Genomic DNA, 19,423 nt, shown 5'->3' with positions numbered 1-19,423 from the left:
CAATGAAGAATCATTTTTGGGGTGTTGATTTAGGTGGGACGAAAATTGAATGTGCAGTCATTGATGATCAAATGAATGTATTAGTTCGAGAGCGAGTAGCGACGGAAAGAGAGAAAGGATATGAGCACATATTACAACGGATAAAGTTGGTTGTAGAAATGTGTGCTGACAAAATGGGCTATTTTCCTAAGCTGATTGGTTTTGGTACTCCTGGCTCGTTAGATCCTCAAACTGGAGTGATGAAAAATTGTAACAGCACTCAACTTAATGATAAGCCGCTCAAAACCGATTTAGAACAGAGCTTGAACATTAACGCAATTCTAACTAATGATGCCAATTGCCTCGCTCTATCAGAGAGCGTTATGGGGGCTGTCGCGAATTTGGGATATACACCTGAAGTGGTTTTTGCAGTGATTATGGGCACAGGGTGTGGTGCGGGCATCGTAATTAATGGCAAAGTCATAAATGGTCATCACGGTATCGCTGGAGAGTGGGGGCATAACGTTTTAGAGGAAAATGGCATACCTTGCTATTGCGGGAAGAGAGGCTGTGTCGAAACGATAATATCGGGAACGGGTGTTGAACGCTATCATAATGAGACGCATGGGCAGAGTCTATCGCTTAAAGAAATCGTAACTTTAGCTCGGAACGGAAATGAACAGAGTAAAAATAGTTTGAACCATCTCATCGACAGTTTCGCCAAAGCTATTTCTCCGATTATCAATATCATCGACCCTGATGTAATTATAATTGGTGGTGGCGTGGGAAATATAGATGAACTCTATGAATTATCTGCAAAGAAAATAGAGAAACAAATATTTAACCATCAATTTAACGCGAAAATAATAAAGCCAGAGCTTGGCGATAGCTCCGGTGTATTTGGCGCAGCATTATTATGTAAATAGATTTAGCTCTTTAAGTAATTCTTTAATAAATTTGTATTTATGAGGTAGTGATATGAAGGCTGCAGTACTTAGCTCTGCTCTAAACTTATCGTTAATGGATGTTCAGGATATTTCTGAACCACGAGAGGATGAAGTTCAAGTTGCACTAAAATCAGTGGGTGTTTGTGGAAGTGATGTGCATTTTTATAAGCACGGACGGATTGGTAATGTTGTAGTAAACGCTCCAATGGTTCTTGGTCACGAAGCCTCTGGAGAGGTAATAAAAATTGGCGATAAAGTAACGCATCTTAAAGTAGGTGATCGAGTGTGTATGGAGCCAGGAATCCCTGACTTTCATTCTAAAGAAACACTCGCTGGTTGTTATAATTTAGATCCTAGTGTTCGCTTTTGGGCGACACCACCAATCGATGGGTGTTTGGCTGAGAAGGTAAATCATCCCGCTGCATTATGCTTCAAATTACCTGATAACGTTTCTTTTGATGAGGGAGCGTTCATAGAACCGTTGGCAATAGGACTTCATGCTGCAACAGAAGCGCATGTAAAACCAGGTGATACGGCATTGGTTTTAGGAGCTGGGACAATTGGTATTGTTACCGCGATCGCAGCTTTAAATGCTGGATGTGCCAAAGTGATTTTGTCCGATCTGTTTGATGAAAAGCTTGCAGTGGCTCAGCAGTTTGATGGGATTGTCACTCTTAATCCATCTCGCGTTGATATGGCAGAGTTTGTTAAACAGCAAACCTATGGTAATGGTGTCGATATCATTTTCGATTGCTGTGGAGTTGAAGCCGCATTAGATATTGCGTTGCCACTAACCTGCGCACAAGCTACGGTTATGCTAATAGGTTGCCCAATGGATAAATTGGCGATAGATATTGTTCATGCTCAGACCAAAGAATTAACGTTCAAAACCATTTATCGTTATCGAAATATGTATCCTAAGGCTATTTCATTGCTAGCCGCGAAGAAATTTGATGTAAATACACTCATTGGTACAAAATTTAGCTTTGAACGTTGTGTTGAAGCATTTGAATATGCGGCATCAAGTGACAACAAAGACGTGAAAGTTATGATCAATGTTTAGTCATTAATTTATGTCTTTGGCGAAAGCCCTCATTTTGAGGGCTTTAACACAGCATACTATTTAGAGTCATAGTAATATTGTGGTAAAGCAATCTAGAAAAAAGCAACACATGATTTACCGAGAGATAATTGATTTAGACGACGATCTGTTCTTTCGTGCTCATGGCGCTCCTGATCAAATCATTCGCTGGCATTACCACCCACAATACGAACTTCACTACATTCGTGATACCAATGGTATTGTTTATATCGGTGACCATGTTGGTAAATTTGAGCCGGGTCAACTTGTACTTGTTGGACCTAACTTGCCTCACAATTGGGTATCATCTCTTCCTGAGGGCGTTTATTGCCGTGAACGTAGTTGGGCATTAGTTTTTGATCCTGAGTTAATTAATACCATATTCGCTACATTTCCATGTGGCGATAATCAATTTAAGCTTTTAGCTCAAGCTAACCGAGGCGTTCAGTTTTTAGGTAACATTACACATATTGTTGCTTTGATGGCTGAGTTTCAGCATCAGAGCGGATTGAATCGTGTAGGTACGTTTTTACGCCTTATTTATGAAATGTCAGAACATCATGAAAGACGTCTGTTGTCGTCAAACGCAGTATTAATGGAACCCGGTAACGTTAATACGCAAAAAATTGATAGCATTATCGACTACATAAATACCCATAGTGAGAAGCAGTTGACGTTAGATGCGATCGCAGAGGAGTTTTCAATAACCTCATCGTCATTTAGTCGTTTCTTTAAAAATAAAACAGGCGAAAACTTTATTACTTATTTAAATAAGCTGCGAGTAGCGAAGTCGTGCTTGTTGTTACAATCAACAGAGCTATCTATTAAAGAAATTGCAGAGCAAGTTGGTTTTAGCAACCCATCTTATTTTACGAAAATATTCTCTGAACAAAAAAGCATCACGCCTAAGCAATTTAGGAAAAATTGGGGCGATTGATCTCGGATGAGATTATCGTAAAGCTATAACGCTTTAAATTGCTACCGTTAGGGTGTTTTTGAATTGAAATCATGGACTTATGAACTTTATTGAAGTCTTTGTAGTGCTTGTGCTAGCACGTTTACTTATTGGATGAGATGATGAAATTGACTGCGTTGGTAGACAATACAAGATTAAATAGTCGTCCGGATCTTTCTGTTGAACGTGGCTTGTCACTTCATATCGAGACGATGGGGAGTCAGGTTCTATTCGATGCTGGGAGTAGCGATACGTTTTGTAAGAATGCGTCTTTGTTAGATATTAATATCCAGGATATTGATGTTGCAGTTATATCTCATCGTCATCACGACCATTGTAATGGCATTACTCACTTTTTGGACAACAACGCTAAAGCAAATGTGTACTTAAAAAACTGTGAAAATAAAAACTACTATTTTCGAGCATTTGGTTTCAAGAGTGATGTTGGTATTGATAAAAAACTCTTGGAACGAGCGAATGATCGATTGGTTTTTGTAGACCAAAAGACTGAAATTGCGTCCAATGTTTTTGCGATCACTGAAATCAATAAAAGATATCCAGAGCCTAAAGGAAACCAATACCTTTATACCCAATCCAACGGTGATTATGAATTAGATGTTTTTGATCATGAGCTGATGCTTGTTATTAAAGAAGATGATGGGTTAGTGGTATTTACAGGATGTGCTCATAGCGGCGTTTTAAATATGGTTCAAACCGCTCTTGAATTGTTCCCAAATCACAGAATTAAAGCCGTAGTGGGCGGTTTTCATCTTGTTGGTTTACCCGTATTAAATAGCATTGGTGGTACTCAACAAGAAATTAAAGCTATTGGGGAAGCATTATCACGATACCCAATAGATAAGCTATACACAGGGCATTGTACCGGAATGAAAGCGTTTGAATTGTTGAAGTCTGTTTTGGGCGATCGCTTAGAGCATCTACCCACAGGTCGAACTGTCCTAATTTAGACGTGGTTAGTCATGTGAAAACGGTAGGATGAGGTTTGGTTTTTCATTTTTCTATGCTGCCTCCGCCAATGATATTTGTTGTACTTATACTTAAGTCGCTACTTGATTAGATCGCTCTTTAAGTGCAGTCGCTACATCGCTAAGACTGGTTGTTAAACATGAAACTATTTAGATAATATTGGTGCTATTCTGGCATCAATAAATCATAAAACCTTGGAGAGGTTGAGATGGATTTTTCTACCCGTTTACTTTTACTTCTCGAAGTCATAGAGCTCGGCTCTTTTACTAATGTCGCTGAACAGAAAAACCTTGATCGCTCGGTCATATCTAAACAGATTAGCCGGCTAGAGAAAGAGGTAGGAGTTCGACTGCTCAATCGTACTACACGTTCGTTGTCGTTAACGGCGGCAGGGAATGAAATGGTCAGTCAAGCGAAACAGTTGCGTGAATTAATAAGTAACACCCATCGCTTGGCGCAAAATTACCACTCAGAACCTAGGGGGACATTGAGAATAACGAGTTCAATGATGTTTGGTCGCCAGTATGTACAAGACGCCATCTCTCTGTTTCAGAAGCAGTATCCTGAAGTTAACTGCGAGCTACGATTAGAAGATCGTATAGTCGATATTGTCCAAGAGGGTTTTGACATTGGTTTTCGTATTGGCAAGCCAAAAAACTCGAGCTTAATTAGTCGCAAAATAGCGCGTAGCCGAATACTCATCGTTGCTGCTCCTGATTTTATCCAACAGTATGGCGAGATTGATACTATTGAAAAGCTGCAATCACTTCCCGCGACTATTTACTCAACTCCAGGCTTGTTACTGGATAAGTTTGCTTATCTAGATGAAAAAGGTGGTGAGCAATATTTTCAACTTAATGCTGCCTATAAAGTGAATGACGTGGAGATGGTAGTAAAGAGTGTGCTGGCAGGTAATACTTTAGCCGTTGTTACGGCTCAGATGATTCAAAATGAAATCAAGAATGGTCAGTTGATTCCTATTATGACACATTTGAATCTAGAGGATTTCGGCACTTTTTATGCGGTGTATCCACACCGAGATGCCCCTATAAAAACCAAGTTATTTATTGATGTGCTCATTTCTATTATTGGCGAGGATTTACCAGTTTGGGAAGGGAATATACCAAATTTTAATCAACTGTATGGTAGAACGAAGCGTTAGTTAATCACTAAACAAAAGAGATAGGCTAGCGCCTTAACCACTCTTCGTGGAAATAGAAATGTAATACGATTTAAGCTATGCCGATTATATTCTGGCTTAAGTCGTCTATTAAATAATCATTATTGACGATTTGGATGATTTTGTGGAAAAAATTTTAGTGAGTTCATGCTTAGTTGGAAATTCCGTGAGATACAATGGAAGTTGCCTATCTCTAGATAATGCAGATAGGGACTGGCTGTTCTCCAGTTTTGATGTGTTAACTTTCTGCCCAGAAGTCTCTTCTGGTTTACCCACGCCACGACCACCTGCAGAAATTATAGGAGGAGTAGGAGAAGATGTGCTGGAGAATAATGCTCGCGTTGTTGGTAATGACGGCGTTGATGTAACGGAATTATTCCTTAGTGGTGCGGATAATACGTTAAAGCTTTGTTTAGAAAACCAAATTCGTTATGCCATTTTAGCCGAAAGCAGCCCATCTTGCGGTAGTGTCACAATATACGATGGAACATTCAGTGGACATAAGATTGCTGGGCGAGGGGTAACAGCAGCGCTATTAGAGCAACATGAGATCAAAGTATTTAGTCAATATTCATTAGCAAAATTGAGAGCGGAAGTTGATACCATCACTCCAAAAGTCGTTTCTAAACAGTGCTTAAAGTTATAAAACAAATCCCACGCATCAAGGTGAGCGTGCAATTGCTTTTGGGATTTTGGTAATTGAAGAAACTAACAGGATTTTAAGGATAATGATCTTAAATGGACTTAGAACTAAGAAAAATCAACAGCGAGAATTTCTACTCGATTTGCCAACTAGAAGTTAATCCTGAACAAGAGTGTCACATTGATAGCAATGCGATCTCATTGGCCGAGGCGAACTTCATGGAGTTTGCGTGGTTTCGTGCTATTTATCTCAATAATGCACCGATTGGTTTCATTCTTGTCGATGCAAATGTCAGTACCAATACATTCATGTTGTGGCGTTTCATGCTCGATAAATCCTGCCAATCTAAAGGGTTAGGTCGTAACGCGATACAGATACTGGTCGTAGCGTTACAAAAAGAATTTGGTATTTCAGAACTCTTTACCAGTGTGATTTCTGGCGAGGGGAGTCCTCTTGGTTTTTATCGACGTTGTGGATTCATTCCAACCGGAAACTTGGTTGCTGGTCGCGAAATAGAATTGTGTCTATCAATTTAAATACTATGTTTGTTTAAATATCCGGCCTATTTTCAATAGCTAGTAGAATTGATGGCTTTTAATTTAGTTCAATAGCCTAATTTATCTAGACTCACGCTAAGTCACCTGATTCTTGCCTGCATATTTTCCCTTTTATGGGAAATTCGATATTTTATATCCAAACAAACTCAACACGATGAGATCGCTCTGAATCTTGCATTTTGAAGTCACTTAGGTATACATACTGTAAACAGTTGTTTTGCTTGTTTTTTGAACGATAAGATGAACTTTGCTCAAGAACTATCATCAGTTCGATTTGATGGGTAGCTCATAACTGTTTGTTTTTAATTGAAATAAAAATAAAAACAGAAATGACTATCTATTATCCATACCAAGTGTATAGTTGCTGACGTTAAAGTGGTCGAACTATTTAGGAATTATTTAACTGAATATTTCCTTTTTTGTGTTGAATCGACCCGTTATGTTTATCCCGAGATGGTTTTTGGTTTTGACACAATTTTCGTTATTTTAACGTTTATTTTCATTAAATTATAGACGTTAAATAAAATAGCGACCATCGTCAAATAGCTTGATTTAATTCTTAAGTAAATGAATTAATAAAATGCTTTAGATTATTGTTCAGGATAATTGTAGTGCTAGTGTTTTTATCCATATCTATACCATAGATAAATGGTATGAGTGTGTATGAATACGAAAAGAAAACAGTGTTGCAGTTAAAGAAATATATCCTGAAAAGTATGAGTGTCTTTATTGATTTTGGAAATTACCGCTGCAATCCTAATTGTTAAACAGTCTATTTACTTCGATATTCTATCAGTACATGTAGTCTGATGAGTCGTTATGTGGCTGTTATATTTAGCCAAAATGAGAATTAAGTCATGAAACGTAAAGTCACCACCTCAAAGTCATGCAAAGACAAAGATGATACTAGAGATGATAAACAAAATAACATTCATCAAGTAAGAAGAAAAATCGAAGATATCTTATTAGAGCGCGAGCAACAAAAACTATTAGATCTTTGATTATAAGAGGCAAGTATGAAAAAACCAGTTAAGAAAAGCGGCAAAAAATTCAGCAAAAAAATGAATAAAGGCGAATTCGAAGAAAAATTTGCACATATGGTTGCGGAATATAATAAAGCTAAAGAAGAGCTAGAATCAATGACACCAGGCACTGATGAGTTCATCAAACAACAAAAACAGTGCGATATGCTTTTTGCTAGTGCAGAGCGATTTGTCAATAAGCAATAAGATTTAGTGTTTATAAACGATCATTTTTTATAATGATGAGAAAATAATTTAAATTTGCTCAGTTTACTTAGCTCACCAGTCCAGATAGTGGGGCTAAATAAGAATTTAAAATCATTTTAAGTATAGATTCGTTTGACATTATCTCCCTTACCGATTTGAAGTCGCAGCGGTATTAGCTGCACTTATTAACCCCATCACCTAGTATATCTAGGTGTATGGGGAAGCTGGTTCACTTGTTCAATTGCCACTCTTTCTTCTATTTTGTCTCCTATTTTCCTCTAAGCAGTTTGAGTATAATCATATTCAAACAATCAGCTTTACATCAACTATGACAACAGTTGGCTGCCTACATATCTTTCAAAAACTCACATCATAGCTGTTGTTATGTCTATAAATGACACTCTCATCCCATACATTTACACTCCTTATAGCGCATAATATGTCGTTAGGTTTTTTATATGGAATGGAAGTATGAGTGCGAATCATTTTCAAGGTAAGTTTGAGGTTGAGTTGAAGTATCGCCTTGAGTCAAAAGCTCAATTTTTAGAAATATTAAATCAAATCCCTCATGAAGTTATGCTGTTAGATAACGTTGAATCTGATTGGTATTTTGATTCACCAAAACGAGAGCTACAAGGGCAAAATAAAAGCCTATGCATCCGTACAATGGAGCCGTCAGGAATCAAGTTGTGGATTGTTAAAGGGCCTGAAACTGATCGATGTCAAGCCACTAATATTACCGATGCCAACAATGCGAAAAGTATGCTTGAAACTATGGGTTATGAAGTGATTCTTAAAGCTGAAAAAATGCGCAGTATCTACTTTGTAGGTCAATTCCATATTACGGTAGATTCTTTAGCGGATATTGGTGACTTTGCTGAATTTGCCATCATGACAGACGAAGAGATGATGTTGTCGAGTTACAAAGTTGAACTTGAAGCGTTGGCGGGGCAATTCGGTTTAACGTCATTTGATCTACAGACAAAATCCTATAAGCAAATGTTTACTGAAAAAGCAGTTTAACCTGATTGTTTTTCCATTACTCTTATGCGCCAAATAACCTATTCTGAAGTTTTTCAATTAAGCGGAGAAGCGATTTGCCTCTCCGCTTAACGGTAATCTTACGCTTTCTTTTTGAGTGAAGCTGTTAAAGCGAGTTCAAGGAAAGACCAATGAGATTAATTTAAGTCGGAATAAACAGGCTGCTGGCGTTGCTTATTGAACTGATAGTAAGCCAGTGAACCCCATAAAAGAGTTTGTAACCAAAGTAATGTCCATTGTGGCGCGATTTGATTCCAGTCCGACCCCATTTGGTTTAGAGCAAGAAACCCTTGGATTCCCGGTGTGGATGGAAACAGTTGCGATGCCATCACGATGGAAGAGGGGATAGATTGTATTGGCCACACAAAGCCAGCACTAAATACCAAAGGCATTGAACTGATTAATACCACTAAAGTCACGAGTTCTCGTCTTGGTGTGATTGCACCGAGCCAAATCCCGATCGCACAGCAAGCTAATAGAAATGGCAACATAAGGGTTAGCAATTGAACCGCATCGGCCAGTTGGCTTATACCATGAGAGGTAAAACTTGCGCCAAAATAGAACATGCCAAGTAGGTAATAAACACCGACGAGAACAGAAACTCGCACAGCCATAAGCGTCGCAGTTGGTATGCTATTCCAGTAACCTTTACCATGTTTTTGCGTTCCAACCATAAGCCCGGCAGCCATCACAAGTGTTTGCTGCAAAATCAACACAAACACGGCGGGGACCACATAGTTAACGTATCCGACGGTTGGGTTAAATGTAGGTTTGAGATTCAGTTTAGTAACGGAGTATTGTTGTGAGGCTAGGGCCATTGGCTCGCCTTTTGTTACCAATTTTGAAACGGTACTTTGCGCCGCAAGAGTTCCCCCAGCATGCGCTAATCCCTCAATGATTGTGCCATAAACTAAGAAATAGGAAGCATCGCCGGCGTAAGAAAGTGTCGGGCTTTTACCGAGTAACAAATCTTTATAGAAGTGTTCTGGGATAACAAGGAAACCACTGATATCACCTTGCATAAACGCTTGTTGAGCTGAAGCTATTGAGAAGTCACGCTGCATAATATGCACTTGTGGTGTGGCATCGACCATACGTTCTAAACGAAAACTGGCTTGGCTACCATCAAGGTTGACGACACTTATGTGTTGCTCCCGTGGCGTTTGCTGACTATATGGGAGAGGGTAAAGCACGGAATAAAATACAACGCCACCAAAGACCGTCAATACCACGACAGGGTTAGTGATGAGAGCTTTTAATTCAGCTTTGACCAAGTTAAATAGCGTCATAATGCGCCCTCCTTGGTAAGGTGTATACGGATTAACAGTACCGTGAGAACAAGCGGAAGTAGATAGCCAAGCATTGGCAACAAATATTGCAGAGAATGCGTCCAAGGTTCACCATAATTGGCTTGATGGATTTGCACTTCAATATAGTGGCTGACAGGAAGTAGACTGCGCCAAAATAGGGCCAACGGATTCATGTCACTTACTGGGAATGTAATGCCCATGAATGCAAAACTTGGCGCAGTAAATGCTCCGGCAAAGCTCATTGCTCGCGCAGCATCGAGAGTCATGAAAAAGAAGAAACAACCCATAATCATACAGGCGAGCGTCATAACAGCTTGCGCTGCGACCATAGCGAGCAAACTGCCGTTAAGGGGCCATTCAAATCCGAGAAAGAACCAGCATAAAAAGGCAAAGCCTTGAAGCAGGAAAACGGCAAAATATGGGCGTAGGGTCAGTACTAAATTCGACAAGGTGCGATTGCCTAGCCACGGCTGTAAACCTCGCAAACGTAAATTAGCCGCCAGAACCAAAATTGTCCCGACCACAACCACGATTTGCCATAGTGCAGGGACGATGGCGGTAACCAAAAATTGGGCGTAGTTGGAGTTCTTGTTAAATAACGGTGTGATTTGGGTTCGTACTGGAACGGCATTGCCCATTGCCGCAGCAAACGTTGTATTACCACGAGATAGGGTTTGAACCGTCGATATTTGTGCGTTGAACGTGCCCTGTACTTGGGTGATCGCCGAACTGAGTAATTTACCGATCAAAATAGTTTGGCTGTTATAGAAAGCTGAAATTTGCGGTGCAAAGCCTTTGTAGATATTCTCTTCCAGATTATATGGCAGAACCACATAGGCATAGACTTCGCTTTCAACCAACGCTTGTTCTGCTTCGGTAATGCTAGTGAACTCGTGAGTCACTGCCATGGTTGGAGAAGCATCGAGGTAGCGAGTAAATTGATTCGATAATGAAGAGTGGTTGAGGTCAACCACTCCAACGGGTAAGTCACGGGCGATACCTTGAGAGAATATTGCCCAAATCATCACAGATAAGGCAACAGGTATCCAAGTTAGGCATGACAAAAGCCATTTGTCACGCCGTATAATTTTCCATTGAGATAGGATAGAAGCTTCCATGGTTATAGCTCAACCACAACACTCATACCCATGCGCAGCCCAGATTGAGGCTCACTTGGACGAGCTTCGACTTCAAAGGTACGTAAATCAAATCCTTTCGACGCATCAGTTGCACGCCAAGTGGCAAAATCGCCCATCACGGCCACATGAGTAACGGTGAATTCGATGGTTTTGTCTAATGCCGGTAAATAAGCGTTGAATTTACTGCCTTGGTTAAAGTGTTTTAGCCAATCTTCACGAACGTTGAGTACTGCCCAAGAATCTTTGGTATCGATGACTGTTACAACCGGGAAGCCTTGTGGAGCAAGTTCACCGCTTTGTAACAGCACTTGTGAGACTTCACCATTAAACCAGCTGTTGATTTTGGTGTCTTTGGCATAGGCTTCCACTTCGGCTACCGCACCTGCCGCCATGCGTGCTTTTTCAGCCGCGGCAACTTTGGTTTCTGTACGAGCACCTTCTTTCGCCATTTTATACATTTGGTACGCAGCACTTTCTGTATATTTTGCCGCTTCCCACTGAGTTTTAACTTCGTCTCGTTTTTGCTCTGCGACAACACCATCATTGTACAGATTGTTAATACGGATGTAGGTTTTCTCCATTAAATCAGCAGCGGCTTTGGCTTTTTGCCATTGATCTTGCGCCGCGCGAATTTGTTGGATTCGAGCACCTTTTTCTGCTTCAAGGGCTAGAGCACCAGCGGCTTTTTCGCCGGCTTTTGCTTGTTCCAGTTTGGCTTCGATTTCAGGGCTGTGTAGGGTGAAGATCATTTGACCTTTTTCAACCATGTCACCTTTTCTCACCATGACCTGATCGATGCGGCCAGCGACTTTCGAAGAAATACTGTACTGCTGCGACTCAATTTGACCTTGTAAGCGTAACGGTTTTGGTTGATAAGCTTGGTAAAAGCTGTAACCCACCCAAGATGCGATCGCAATGGCCGCCGCGGTAAATACTAATGGCTTAACGTTTTTCATCTTGAAACCTTACAATGTCGAAATGGTGATGGAGTTATGTTGATACTGGCTGAATGCGTTCATTTCATTGGAGATCGCAAGCAGTTTAGAAAGCGATAACAAGTAGTTAAAACTCGCAGCAGCTTTTTGAGTCTGAACGCTGGCAAGATAGAGTTGAGCGTCGACCACCTCAGTCGAGGTAGATAGCCCTTGAGTGAATGCCTTCTGGCGTAAATTAAGATTTTCTTCAGCCAGTGCAATGCTGGATTTTAGTCCCAATACTTCTTCTTGCGCCTGTTGCGCTTCCAAATAGGTTTTTTGTACTAAGACGCGTAAATCTTGTTTTGCTTGCTGCTTAAGATAGTTTACTTGAGTCACGGCACTTTGGGCGGCTTTGACTTGATCGCTTCGTCCTGTTGATTCGATTAATGGGATGTTGACACCCACACCCACGAGCCAATCTGGTTTCATCTGGCTAGCGAGAGAGTCATCTTCATGTAGGCTGTAATTACCGTAAAGAAAGACTTCAGGATAGTACTTACCTTGCTCGGCTTTAATAAGGCTTGATGCTTGCTTATGTTTTGCGTCGAGTAAATCAAGACCAGGGTAGGTGTTGAGAGTTTGATCGACAAAAGCGCTCAGCGGAGGAAGCGTCGTATTAATAAAGAGTGCGTCACGAGGCTCAACGGTTTCGTTTTGGCTTAGGATCTCAGTCAATGCTGACTGCACAATTTCTAACGTTTTTTGTGCTTTCTTGCGCTCAACAGTCGCTTTGTCGAGAGCGGCATCGGCTTGGAGTCGTTCAACGCGTGCGATTTGGCCTTGTTGCTCCAATTTCACCGCGTTATTTCTATGTTTAGTTAAACCTTGTTCAACGAGGTTGCGAGTGTTGAGTACTTCCTTGGCGAGCAATACACTAAAATAGTATTTACTGAGATCTTCGTAGCGAGCTTGGGTTTCCATCGCAAGTTCACTTTTCGCTTGCTCTTTTTTACCCTCTGCAGCCGATTGAGCTGCATTGATTCGACCACCGGTAAAGATTGGCCATACAGCACGGATTGAAGAGGTAAAGAGATCGCGTTCGCTAATAGTTGAAGTCACATTACCTAGTTGTGATAGAACCTGACCTATTTTTGGACCGAGGTTTGGTAAAGGGACTCCAGTACTATCAAAAAGCTGTTTGCCAGAGACAGTGACATCTTTATCTAAGCGAGTGTAATTTGCCCCAATTGAAACTTGCGGCAAGTTAAGATTATCAGTGGCGTTTTCTAAATGTTGATAACGGTCTAGATTCGCTCGTTGCGCTGCAAGAGAGTTATTGTTGTCTTGCAGTAGAAGCCAAGCTTCATCGAAGCTGATCGCTGCACCTTGTGCAAAGGGCAGGTAGAGGCTCATGCAGCCAATGAGCAAAGAGCGGGGATGTATCAACATGGTCAATCACTTAGAGGTAGAATAATAATTAGAGTATAAACTCTAGATATTATGTTATCAACTTATTAAAAAACAAAACGGAACCTAAAAAGGTTCCGTTTAATAAAGGTTTAGGAAATTCAAGTCTATTCTATTGCGGTACTTTTTTCATGCTTGGACGCAATTTTTGATAGATTTTTACCAATATAGGACTCGATAGAACTAACACGGCCAATACGGTAAAGGTCAATGTAATAGGACGTTCCCACAAGAAACTCAGTTCACCATCACTGATCATTAAGGCTCTACGTAGGTTTTCTTCCATTAGCCCACCCAATATAAAACCAAGCAATAGTGGAGCAAGTGGGAAGTTTGCCAACCTTAGTGCAATCGCTGCCATCGCCACCAGCAACATGATAAAGACATCCATGGTGTTAAATGAAACTAAATAAACACCAGTAATCGAGAAGAACAGAATCATAGGAAGTAGAACCGTTCTTGGGACCGCCAGTAAGCGCGAAATATAAGGGATTAATGGCAAGTTCAAAATAACCAGTACGATATTACCTAGGTACATTGATATGATGACAGACCAAAATACTTCCGGATGCTCAACAAACAAACGTGGACCAGGTTGAATACCATAAGCGATTAGAGCGCCGAGCATGATAGCGGTCGTCCCTGAACCAGGAATACCTAGAGTAAGCAAAGGAACAAATGAACCACTTGATGCCGCATTGTTCGCTGATTCTGGGGCAACGAGTCCACGGATGCTGCCTTTACCAAATTCTTCTTTTTTATCTTTGGGCGCAAGGTTACGCTCCATACCGTAACTTAGAAATGCCGCAATTGTGGCTCCGGCGCCCGGTAATACACCAGTGAAGAAACCAAGGATAGAGGAACGAATTGAAACGGGAGCGACTTCTTTGAACTCTTCTTTGGTCACTTTCATGCTGCCGATGTTGCTCATACGCTCTTTTTCTTCGCTACTCGTGTCTTGCTCTGGTTTTAAGATACCCATTAAGGTTTCACCCAGTGCAAATGTCGCCATAGCAAGCAATAAGAAACTAAACCCATCCATTAGATCCGTTAGGCCAAATGTAAAGCGTTCGACGCCGACACCTTTGTCGATTCCAACCGTTGAAATCATTAATCCTAGAACGGTCATCATCCACGCTTTGATGACTTGACCTTTACCGGCAAATGCTGCGACCGCCGAGAGACCTAGCACCATTAAGGCAAAATAGTCAGGAGATTGGAAACTGAGTGAGACGGTTGCTAGAGCAGGGGCCGCCACTAACAACATAATTGCAGAGAGAGTACCACCAGTAAAAGATGAGTATGCCGCCAGTGCGAGAGCTTTACCCGCCATGCCTTTTTGGGCCATTGGATAGCCATCAAATGCCGTTACCACCGTTGATGAACATCCTGGTGCATTGATAAGAATTGAAGATGTCGAGCCACCAAAAACAGCACCATAATAAACACCAGCCATCAGGATTAGTCCTGATGAGGGATCTAACCCGTAAGTAATCGGTATCATTAAAGCAATTGCTGAAATAGGCCCAAGCCCAGGTAACATGCCGATAAAGGTACCGACGAAGCAACCCACCACAACCATCATAATATTCATTGGCATGATTGCAGTTGATAAACCTTGTAAGATTCCATCCAACATAATCTGATTCCTTTTAAATTATGACCACAGGGTGAAAATGATGCCAGGCTCTAGATAAACATCCAGTCCTTGCGTTAATAGCAGGTAAAACGCTCCCACGAATGGAAAAGAGGCACCAAAAAGTACTTTCTTACGACGTTCACCTAAAATGTAAAAACCGGCTAGAAGAAATAGGCTGGTGGCGATGACAAATCCTAAATAAGTTAGGCCAACACCATACAACGCCATGAGAATTAAGAAGCCAATCAGCAATTTCCAGTTCAAACCTTTTACGGATGCTTGTTCGCTATCAGGCTGCCCAGTCACCAGCAACATGAGAGACAGTGCGACGCCAGCAAATGTTAATAAAATGGGAAGTGTTCGAGCAGTGAACGGTTCGTATTCATCGCCCGGAAAAAGGGGAATAAGCGTGGTTTGGTAGCCGTAGCATAAGCAAACGAGCAAAAAGATTAAAGCACCGACGCGATCACGGCAAAGGAGATATTCTTTGCTGAAAAACTTGTTTGGCAAGTTCGACATACCCGACTCCAGAATTGGTGGTAATAAGGAATAAAAAGGCCGTATTTGGGCGCTGATGTCACCACTAGGCTGACATCAACTAAACTCGCTAAACTCAGCCCAACAAAAACAACGCTGTTGTGGCAAGGAAGCCGAGCAAAAGTCGATTGCTGCTAGTCAACGCGACTTAGATGTTTATTAATTAAATAAACAAAGGAGATTAAGATGTTGTTCCCAAATACGGCAAAGAGGGTGTTTTCTGGCTTACGTGACCTTAATGACTCATTACGTAAGCAAACTAACTAATCAGTTAAGTAACAAGCAAGCCAGAGGAAAGGTTGCGCTTACAACCTTATGTAGCTGTTACTTTAGAAAACCCAGCTCGCGCATAAGATCGCCCATTTGTTTTTCTTGGTCTTCTAAGAATGTGTAGAACTCTTTGTCTGCTTTATAGTTGTCAATCCAACCGTTACGGTCGCGCACGACTTGCCATTCATCAGTTGCGTACATTTTTGTTAGAGCCGTATTCCATTCATCAATCTTTTCTTGGCTTGCTCCAGGAGCTGCAAAGAAACCACGCCAGTTTGCAAATACAGTTTCATTACCGTACTCCACTAGTGTTGGGATATTTGGCGCCGCTTCTAAACGCTTAGGCGCTGTTACAGCAAGGACCTTAACTTGTCCTGATTTTGACATCTCAAGGACTTCGCCTAGGCCTGTAGAAAGTAACGGCGTTTCACCTGAAAGTAATGCCGCCATAGCTTTACCACCGGCATCGTAAGCGATATAGCGAACTTTTTTAGCGTCAAAACCTTCGCCTTTAAATGCAGCTGCAACCACTAGGTGATCCATGCTGCCACGTGCAGATCCGCCGGCAATCTTAACGTCACGAGGGTTTTCTCCGAATGCTTCAACCACTTCTTCCCATGATTGGTATGGTGAATCTGGCGTTGTTACGATAGCGCCGTAATCAGCAATAGTCGCTGCAACGGGTGTTAAATCACGGAAAGATTGCGGAAATACACCAGTCAGTGAACGCACTACGATAGGGGTAGAGTTAACCATCAGAGTATCTTCTTGACGCTCTGCTGTTTCGATAAGGTGAGCGATTGCTTTACCACCACCACCGCCAGACAAGTTTTGGAAAGACACATTGTCGACAATATCAGATTTAACGAGTACATCACCCGTTCCTCGAGCAGTCATATCCCAACCACCACCGGCACCACCAGGGATGATGAAATGGATTTTGTCTAGATCAGCCGCATAAGCACTAAAAGAGAAAGAGGCTGCGATGATTGACGCTGCAAGTGTTGGTTTAAGTACCTTAAACATGATTCACGTTCCTTATGTAAGATGCTTTCGTTAACTTATTGATATAAAGCAATGTTATAAAGCAATTCTATAAAAGTGTTGTTATCCACGATTAAAAGACTGAGGGTGACAAACCACTTGTTGTTTCACTCAGCTTTTTAATCGTCGTTATTTTTATATGGCTGTCGTTATTACTGAAACCATATTGTTGTGACTATTTGCCAATGAATCAGGAGTGATGGAGGGAACAACACAGCTGATGAATATAAAGTTACAGCAATGTTAAGAAATGTCTTTAATGTGGCGATAAAAACAATAAAGGACATTCTGAGAATTTTGTTCATAAAGTTCACAGCGAGATTAACGAACTAGTGCTGTGTTACAAAAAGAGGAGCATCGACTTCGTTATGAAAGATTTACTTTTATTACAGGCGTGAATGTTGAAAGGGAGGTTCGAGGTTCTTGATGGCGACAAATAGAGCATCACATTTCTGCATCGGCTTTATTTTTTGTCGTTCACTTCACAAGATTGGGCGAATGAGAAAAGTAACTGCGCCTCTCTAAAATAACTGCAAGATTATAAAATGCAGCGTTCCCTGCTCACAATTCATACCACCTTAGTCTAAATTGTCGACAATCTTCTTGATTTTGGGTGTCTTGCTGGTCTATATTGAACTTGTGTTGCACAATTGTTGACAATTTGTGTGTTTATGTGCACTAAAATATGACTGTCAGGGGCAACAATGAATTTAAAAACACCGATGCAGATGAAAGAAAATACTAAGTCAGAAAACCTAACGGAATCCTTGGTTGAAGCGATTGTTAGTGGCGAAATTGCACCGGGAAGTAAAATTTCTGAACCTGAACTAGCCCGACATTATCAGGTCAGCCGAGGCCCACTTCGTGAAGCAATGATGCGTTTAGAGGGGCTAGGTCTTATCGAACGAATTCCCCACGTTGGTGCTCGTGCTACCACATTTTCACCAGAAAAGTTGATAGAACTCTATGCAGTGCGAGAAGCATTAGAGGGAATGGCTGCTCGTTTAGCGGCACGACATATCACCGAAGAGGAACTTTCTGGCTTAGAAACCTTGTTGTCGACACATTCTCGCCATATCGATGCTGTCGAAGGTGCATCTTATTTTCACCAACACGGTGATTTCGACTTTCATTACCGCATTATTCAAGCCAGTCGTAATAGCAAACTGATCACTCTGTTGTGCGATGAGCTTTACCATTTATTACGCATGTATCGTTATCAGTCGCCTCGTTCACAATCTCGACCTATCGAGGCCTTAGACGAACACAAATTTATTCTTCAGGCGATTCGTAATCGCGATGAAGAACTCGCAGAAATGTTAATGCGTCGACATATCTCAGGAAGTCGAGCATTGATTCAACAACAATTAATTTAGTCGATTCGACTGTTACTTAATGCTTGCTAGACGAGTAAGTTGCAGCAAATAAGTTGCGGCAAACCAAAATGACCAGAAGGAAACTGTCATGAGTTTATCACCGGGGGCGAAATTTAGACTCGCCGTAGAACAAAATGATCCGCTACAAATTGTGGGCACTATCAACCCTTACTGCGCCATGATGGCGAAGAACTTGGGCCACCAAGCTATTTATCTGTCAGGGGGCGGTATTGCAAATGCTTCTTACGGTCTTCCTGATTTAGGTATCACTACGTTGAATGACGTTTTGGTTGATGTTGAGCGTATTACTAACGCGTGTGATCTTCCTCTGTTGGTCGATATCGACACAGGTTTTGGTGGGGCATTTAATATTGCTCGAACAGTCAAAGCGATGGAAAAAGCGGGCGCAGCAGCCGTTCATATTGAAGACCAAGTGGCGCAAAAACGTTGTGGTCACCGTCCTAATAAAGCGATTGTGAGTCTGCAAGAGATGGCAGATCGCGTTAAAGCCGCTGTTGATGCGAAAACGGATAGTGATTTTGTCATTATGGCGCGTACCGATGCGCTTGCGGTTGAGGGAATTGATAGTGCATTAGAGCGTGCTATTGCCTGTGTTGAAGCTGGCGCTGATATGATTTTCCCAGAAGCAATGAATGAACTCGAACAGTATCAATACTTTTCGACGGAATTGGCTAAAGCCACGGGAAAACACATTCCTATTTTGGCCAATATTACTGAGTTTGGTCAAACCCCTCTTTACAGTGGTCAGCAATTGTCACAAGTCAATGTCGACATGGTGCTTTACCCATTAAGTGCATTTCGAGCGATGAACAAAGCGGCTGAAATGGTTTACAAGCATTTGCTAGAGGTAGGTAATCAGGAAGCATTACTGACTTCAATGCAAACCCGAGCCGAACTGTACGATCACCTAAATTACCACGACTACGAGAATAAACTTGATCGCTTGTTCTCAGACGAGAAGTCATCTTCTTAGATAAATAGTCGCTATTTCAGGCGAAAAGCACCGACTACAAATGAGTCGTGTTGTTTAAGCTGCAAATAGACAATTACATTTTAAATCCATAACGAGAAATTGTTTGGCAAACCACCGGCTCGGAGAAAGCC

Annotated in this window: 19 protein-coding genes; 12 read left to right on the top strand and 7 right to left on the bottom strand. The window is 41.4% G+C overall.

What is annotated here, in order from left to right; genetic code table 11:
* The first annotated feature begins 2 nt into the window (after window positions 1-2).
* From DZ860_RS06900 to cyaB, 10 genes are all read left to right on the top strand, one after another.
* Entirely contained in the window at window positions 3-905 is a 903-nt protein-coding gene (locus tag DZ860_RS06900) for an ROK family protein (protein ID WP_120030205.1), read from the top strand.
* 52 nt (window positions 906-957) lie between these two features.
* A complete protein-coding gene (locus tag DZ860_RS06895) occupies window positions 958-1,989 on the top strand; it encodes an NAD(P)-dependent alcohol dehydrogenase (protein ID WP_120030204.1) in 1,032 nt (343 codons plus the stop codon).
* Window positions 1,990-2,098: 109 nt separating this feature from the next.
* Window positions 2,099-2,944, top strand: a complete 846-nt coding sequence (locus DZ860_RS06890) for an AraC family transcriptional regulator (RefSeq protein WP_120030203.1) — start codon at window positions 2,099-2,101, stop codon at window positions 2,942-2,944.
* A 140-nt stretch (window positions 2,945-3,084) separates the two neighbouring features.
* Window positions 3,085-3,930 carry an MBL fold metallo-hydrolase gene (locus DZ860_RS06885; protein ID WP_165862869.1) on the top strand — a complete coding sequence of 282 codons (846 nt, stop codon included), beginning with the start codon at window positions 3,085-3,087 and terminating at the stop codon, window positions 3,928-3,930.
* Between the two features lie 227 nt (window positions 3,931-4,157).
* On the top strand, window positions 4,158-5,111 hold the full coding sequence (locus DZ860_RS06880; RefSeq protein ID WP_120030201.1) for a LysR family transcriptional regulator: 954 nt from the start codon (window positions 4,158-4,160) through the stop codon (window positions 5,109-5,111).
* 142 nt (window positions 5,112-5,253) lie between these two features.
* Window positions 5,254-5,775 (top strand): 2-thiouracil desulfurase family protein, encoded by a 522-nt coding sequence (locus tag DZ860_RS06875; protein WP_120030200.1) that lies wholly within the window; start codon window positions 5,254-5,256, stop codon window positions 5,773-5,775.
* Window positions 5,776-5,867: 92 nt separating this feature from the next.
* A complete protein-coding gene (locus tag DZ860_RS06870; RefSeq protein WP_120030199.1) occupies window positions 5,868-6,308 on the top strand; it encodes a GNAT family N-acetyltransferase in 441 nt (146 codons plus the stop codon).
* A gap of 878 nt (window positions 6,309-7,186) precedes the next feature.
* A complete protein-coding gene (locus DZ860_RS24390) occupies window positions 7,187-7,330 on the top strand; it encodes a hypothetical protein (RefSeq protein WP_165862861.1) in 144 nt (47 codons plus the stop codon).
* A 15-nt stretch (window positions 7,331-7,345) separates the two neighbouring features.
* Entirely contained in the window at window positions 7,346-7,558 is a 213-nt protein-coding gene (locus tag DZ860_RS06865) for a hypothetical protein (RefSeq protein ID WP_120030198.1), read from the top strand.
* Window positions 7,559-8,029: 471 nt separating this feature from the next.
* Window positions 8,030-8,581, top strand: coding sequence for a class IV adenylate cyclase (gene cyaB / locus DZ860_RS06860; RefSeq protein ID WP_120030197.1), 552 nt, complete (start codon window positions 8,030-8,032; stop codon window positions 8,579-8,581).
* A 155-nt stretch (window positions 8,582-8,736) separates the two neighbouring features.
* Here the strand turns inward: cyaB and DZ860_RS06855 are convergent, their stop codons facing one another.
* The 7 genes from DZ860_RS06855 to DZ860_RS06825 form a co-directional block, all read right to left on the bottom strand.
* Complete coding sequence (locus tag DZ860_RS06855; RefSeq protein WP_120030196.1) at window positions 8,737-9,888, bottom strand: ABC transporter permease; 1,152 nt, start codon at window positions 9,886-9,888, stop codon at window positions 8,737-8,739.
* Window positions 9,885-11,027 carry an ABC transporter permease gene (locus DZ860_RS06850; RefSeq protein ID WP_120030195.1) on the bottom strand — a complete coding sequence of 381 codons (1,143 nt, stop codon included), beginning with the start codon at window positions 11,025-11,027 and terminating at the stop codon, window positions 9,885-9,887. The genes DZ860_RS06855 and DZ860_RS06850 overlap by 4 nt, the downstream gene beginning before the upstream one ends.
* Window positions 11,028-11,029: 2 nt before the next feature.
* On the bottom strand, window positions 11,030-12,004 hold the full coding sequence (locus DZ860_RS06845) for an HlyD family secretion protein (RefSeq protein WP_120030194.1): 975 nt from the start codon (window positions 12,002-12,004) through the stop codon (window positions 11,030-11,032).
* Window positions 12,005-12,013: 9 nt separating this feature from the next.
* Window positions 12,014-13,414 carry a TolC family protein gene (locus tag DZ860_RS06840; protein WP_120030193.1) on the bottom strand — a complete coding sequence of 467 codons (1,401 nt, stop codon included), beginning with the start codon at window positions 13,412-13,414 and terminating at the stop codon, window positions 12,014-12,016.
* 130 nt (window positions 13,415-13,544) lie between these two features.
* On the bottom strand, window positions 13,545-15,071 hold the full coding sequence (locus DZ860_RS06835; protein ID WP_120030192.1) for a tripartite tricarboxylate transporter permease: 1,527 nt from the start codon (window positions 15,069-15,071) through the stop codon (window positions 13,545-13,547).
* 18 nt (window positions 15,072-15,089) lie between these two features.
* Window positions 15,090-15,590, bottom strand: a complete 501-nt coding sequence (locus DZ860_RS06830; protein WP_120030191.1) for a tripartite tricarboxylate transporter TctB family protein — start codon at window positions 15,588-15,590, stop codon at window positions 15,090-15,092.
* 342 nt (window positions 15,591-15,932) lie between these two features.
* The gene (locus DZ860_RS06825) at window positions 15,933-16,904 is read right to left on the bottom strand and encodes a tripartite tricarboxylate transporter substrate binding protein (protein ID WP_120030190.1); all 972 of its coding nucleotides are present in this window, start codon (window positions 16,902-16,904) and stop codon (window positions 15,933-15,935) included.
* 722 nt (window positions 16,905-17,626) lie between these two features.
* Between DZ860_RS06825 and DZ860_RS06820 the strand changes: the two genes are divergently transcribed.
* Both DZ860_RS06820 and prpB read left to right on the top strand, forming a co-directional pair.
* On the top strand, window positions 17,627-18,298 hold the full coding sequence (locus tag DZ860_RS06820) for a GntR family transcriptional regulator (protein WP_120030189.1): 672 nt from the start codon (window positions 17,627-17,629) through the stop codon (window positions 18,296-18,298).
* An 88-nt stretch (window positions 18,299-18,386) separates the two neighbouring features.
* Complete coding sequence (prpB, locus tag DZ860_RS06815; RefSeq protein ID WP_120030188.1) at window positions 18,387-19,292, top strand: methylisocitrate lyase; 906 nt, start codon at window positions 18,387-18,389, stop codon at window positions 19,290-19,292.
* The last annotated feature ends 131 nt before the right edge of the window (window positions 19,293-19,423 follow it).

The sequence above is a fragment of the Vibrio sinensis genome (assembly GCF_003605645.1).
GTDB lineage: Bacteria > Pseudomonadota > Gammaproteobacteria > Enterobacterales > Vibrionaceae > Vibrio > Vibrio sinensis.
Note: the sequence above shows the minus strand (reverse complement) of the source record. Positions and strands in the feature narration are given on the sequence as shown.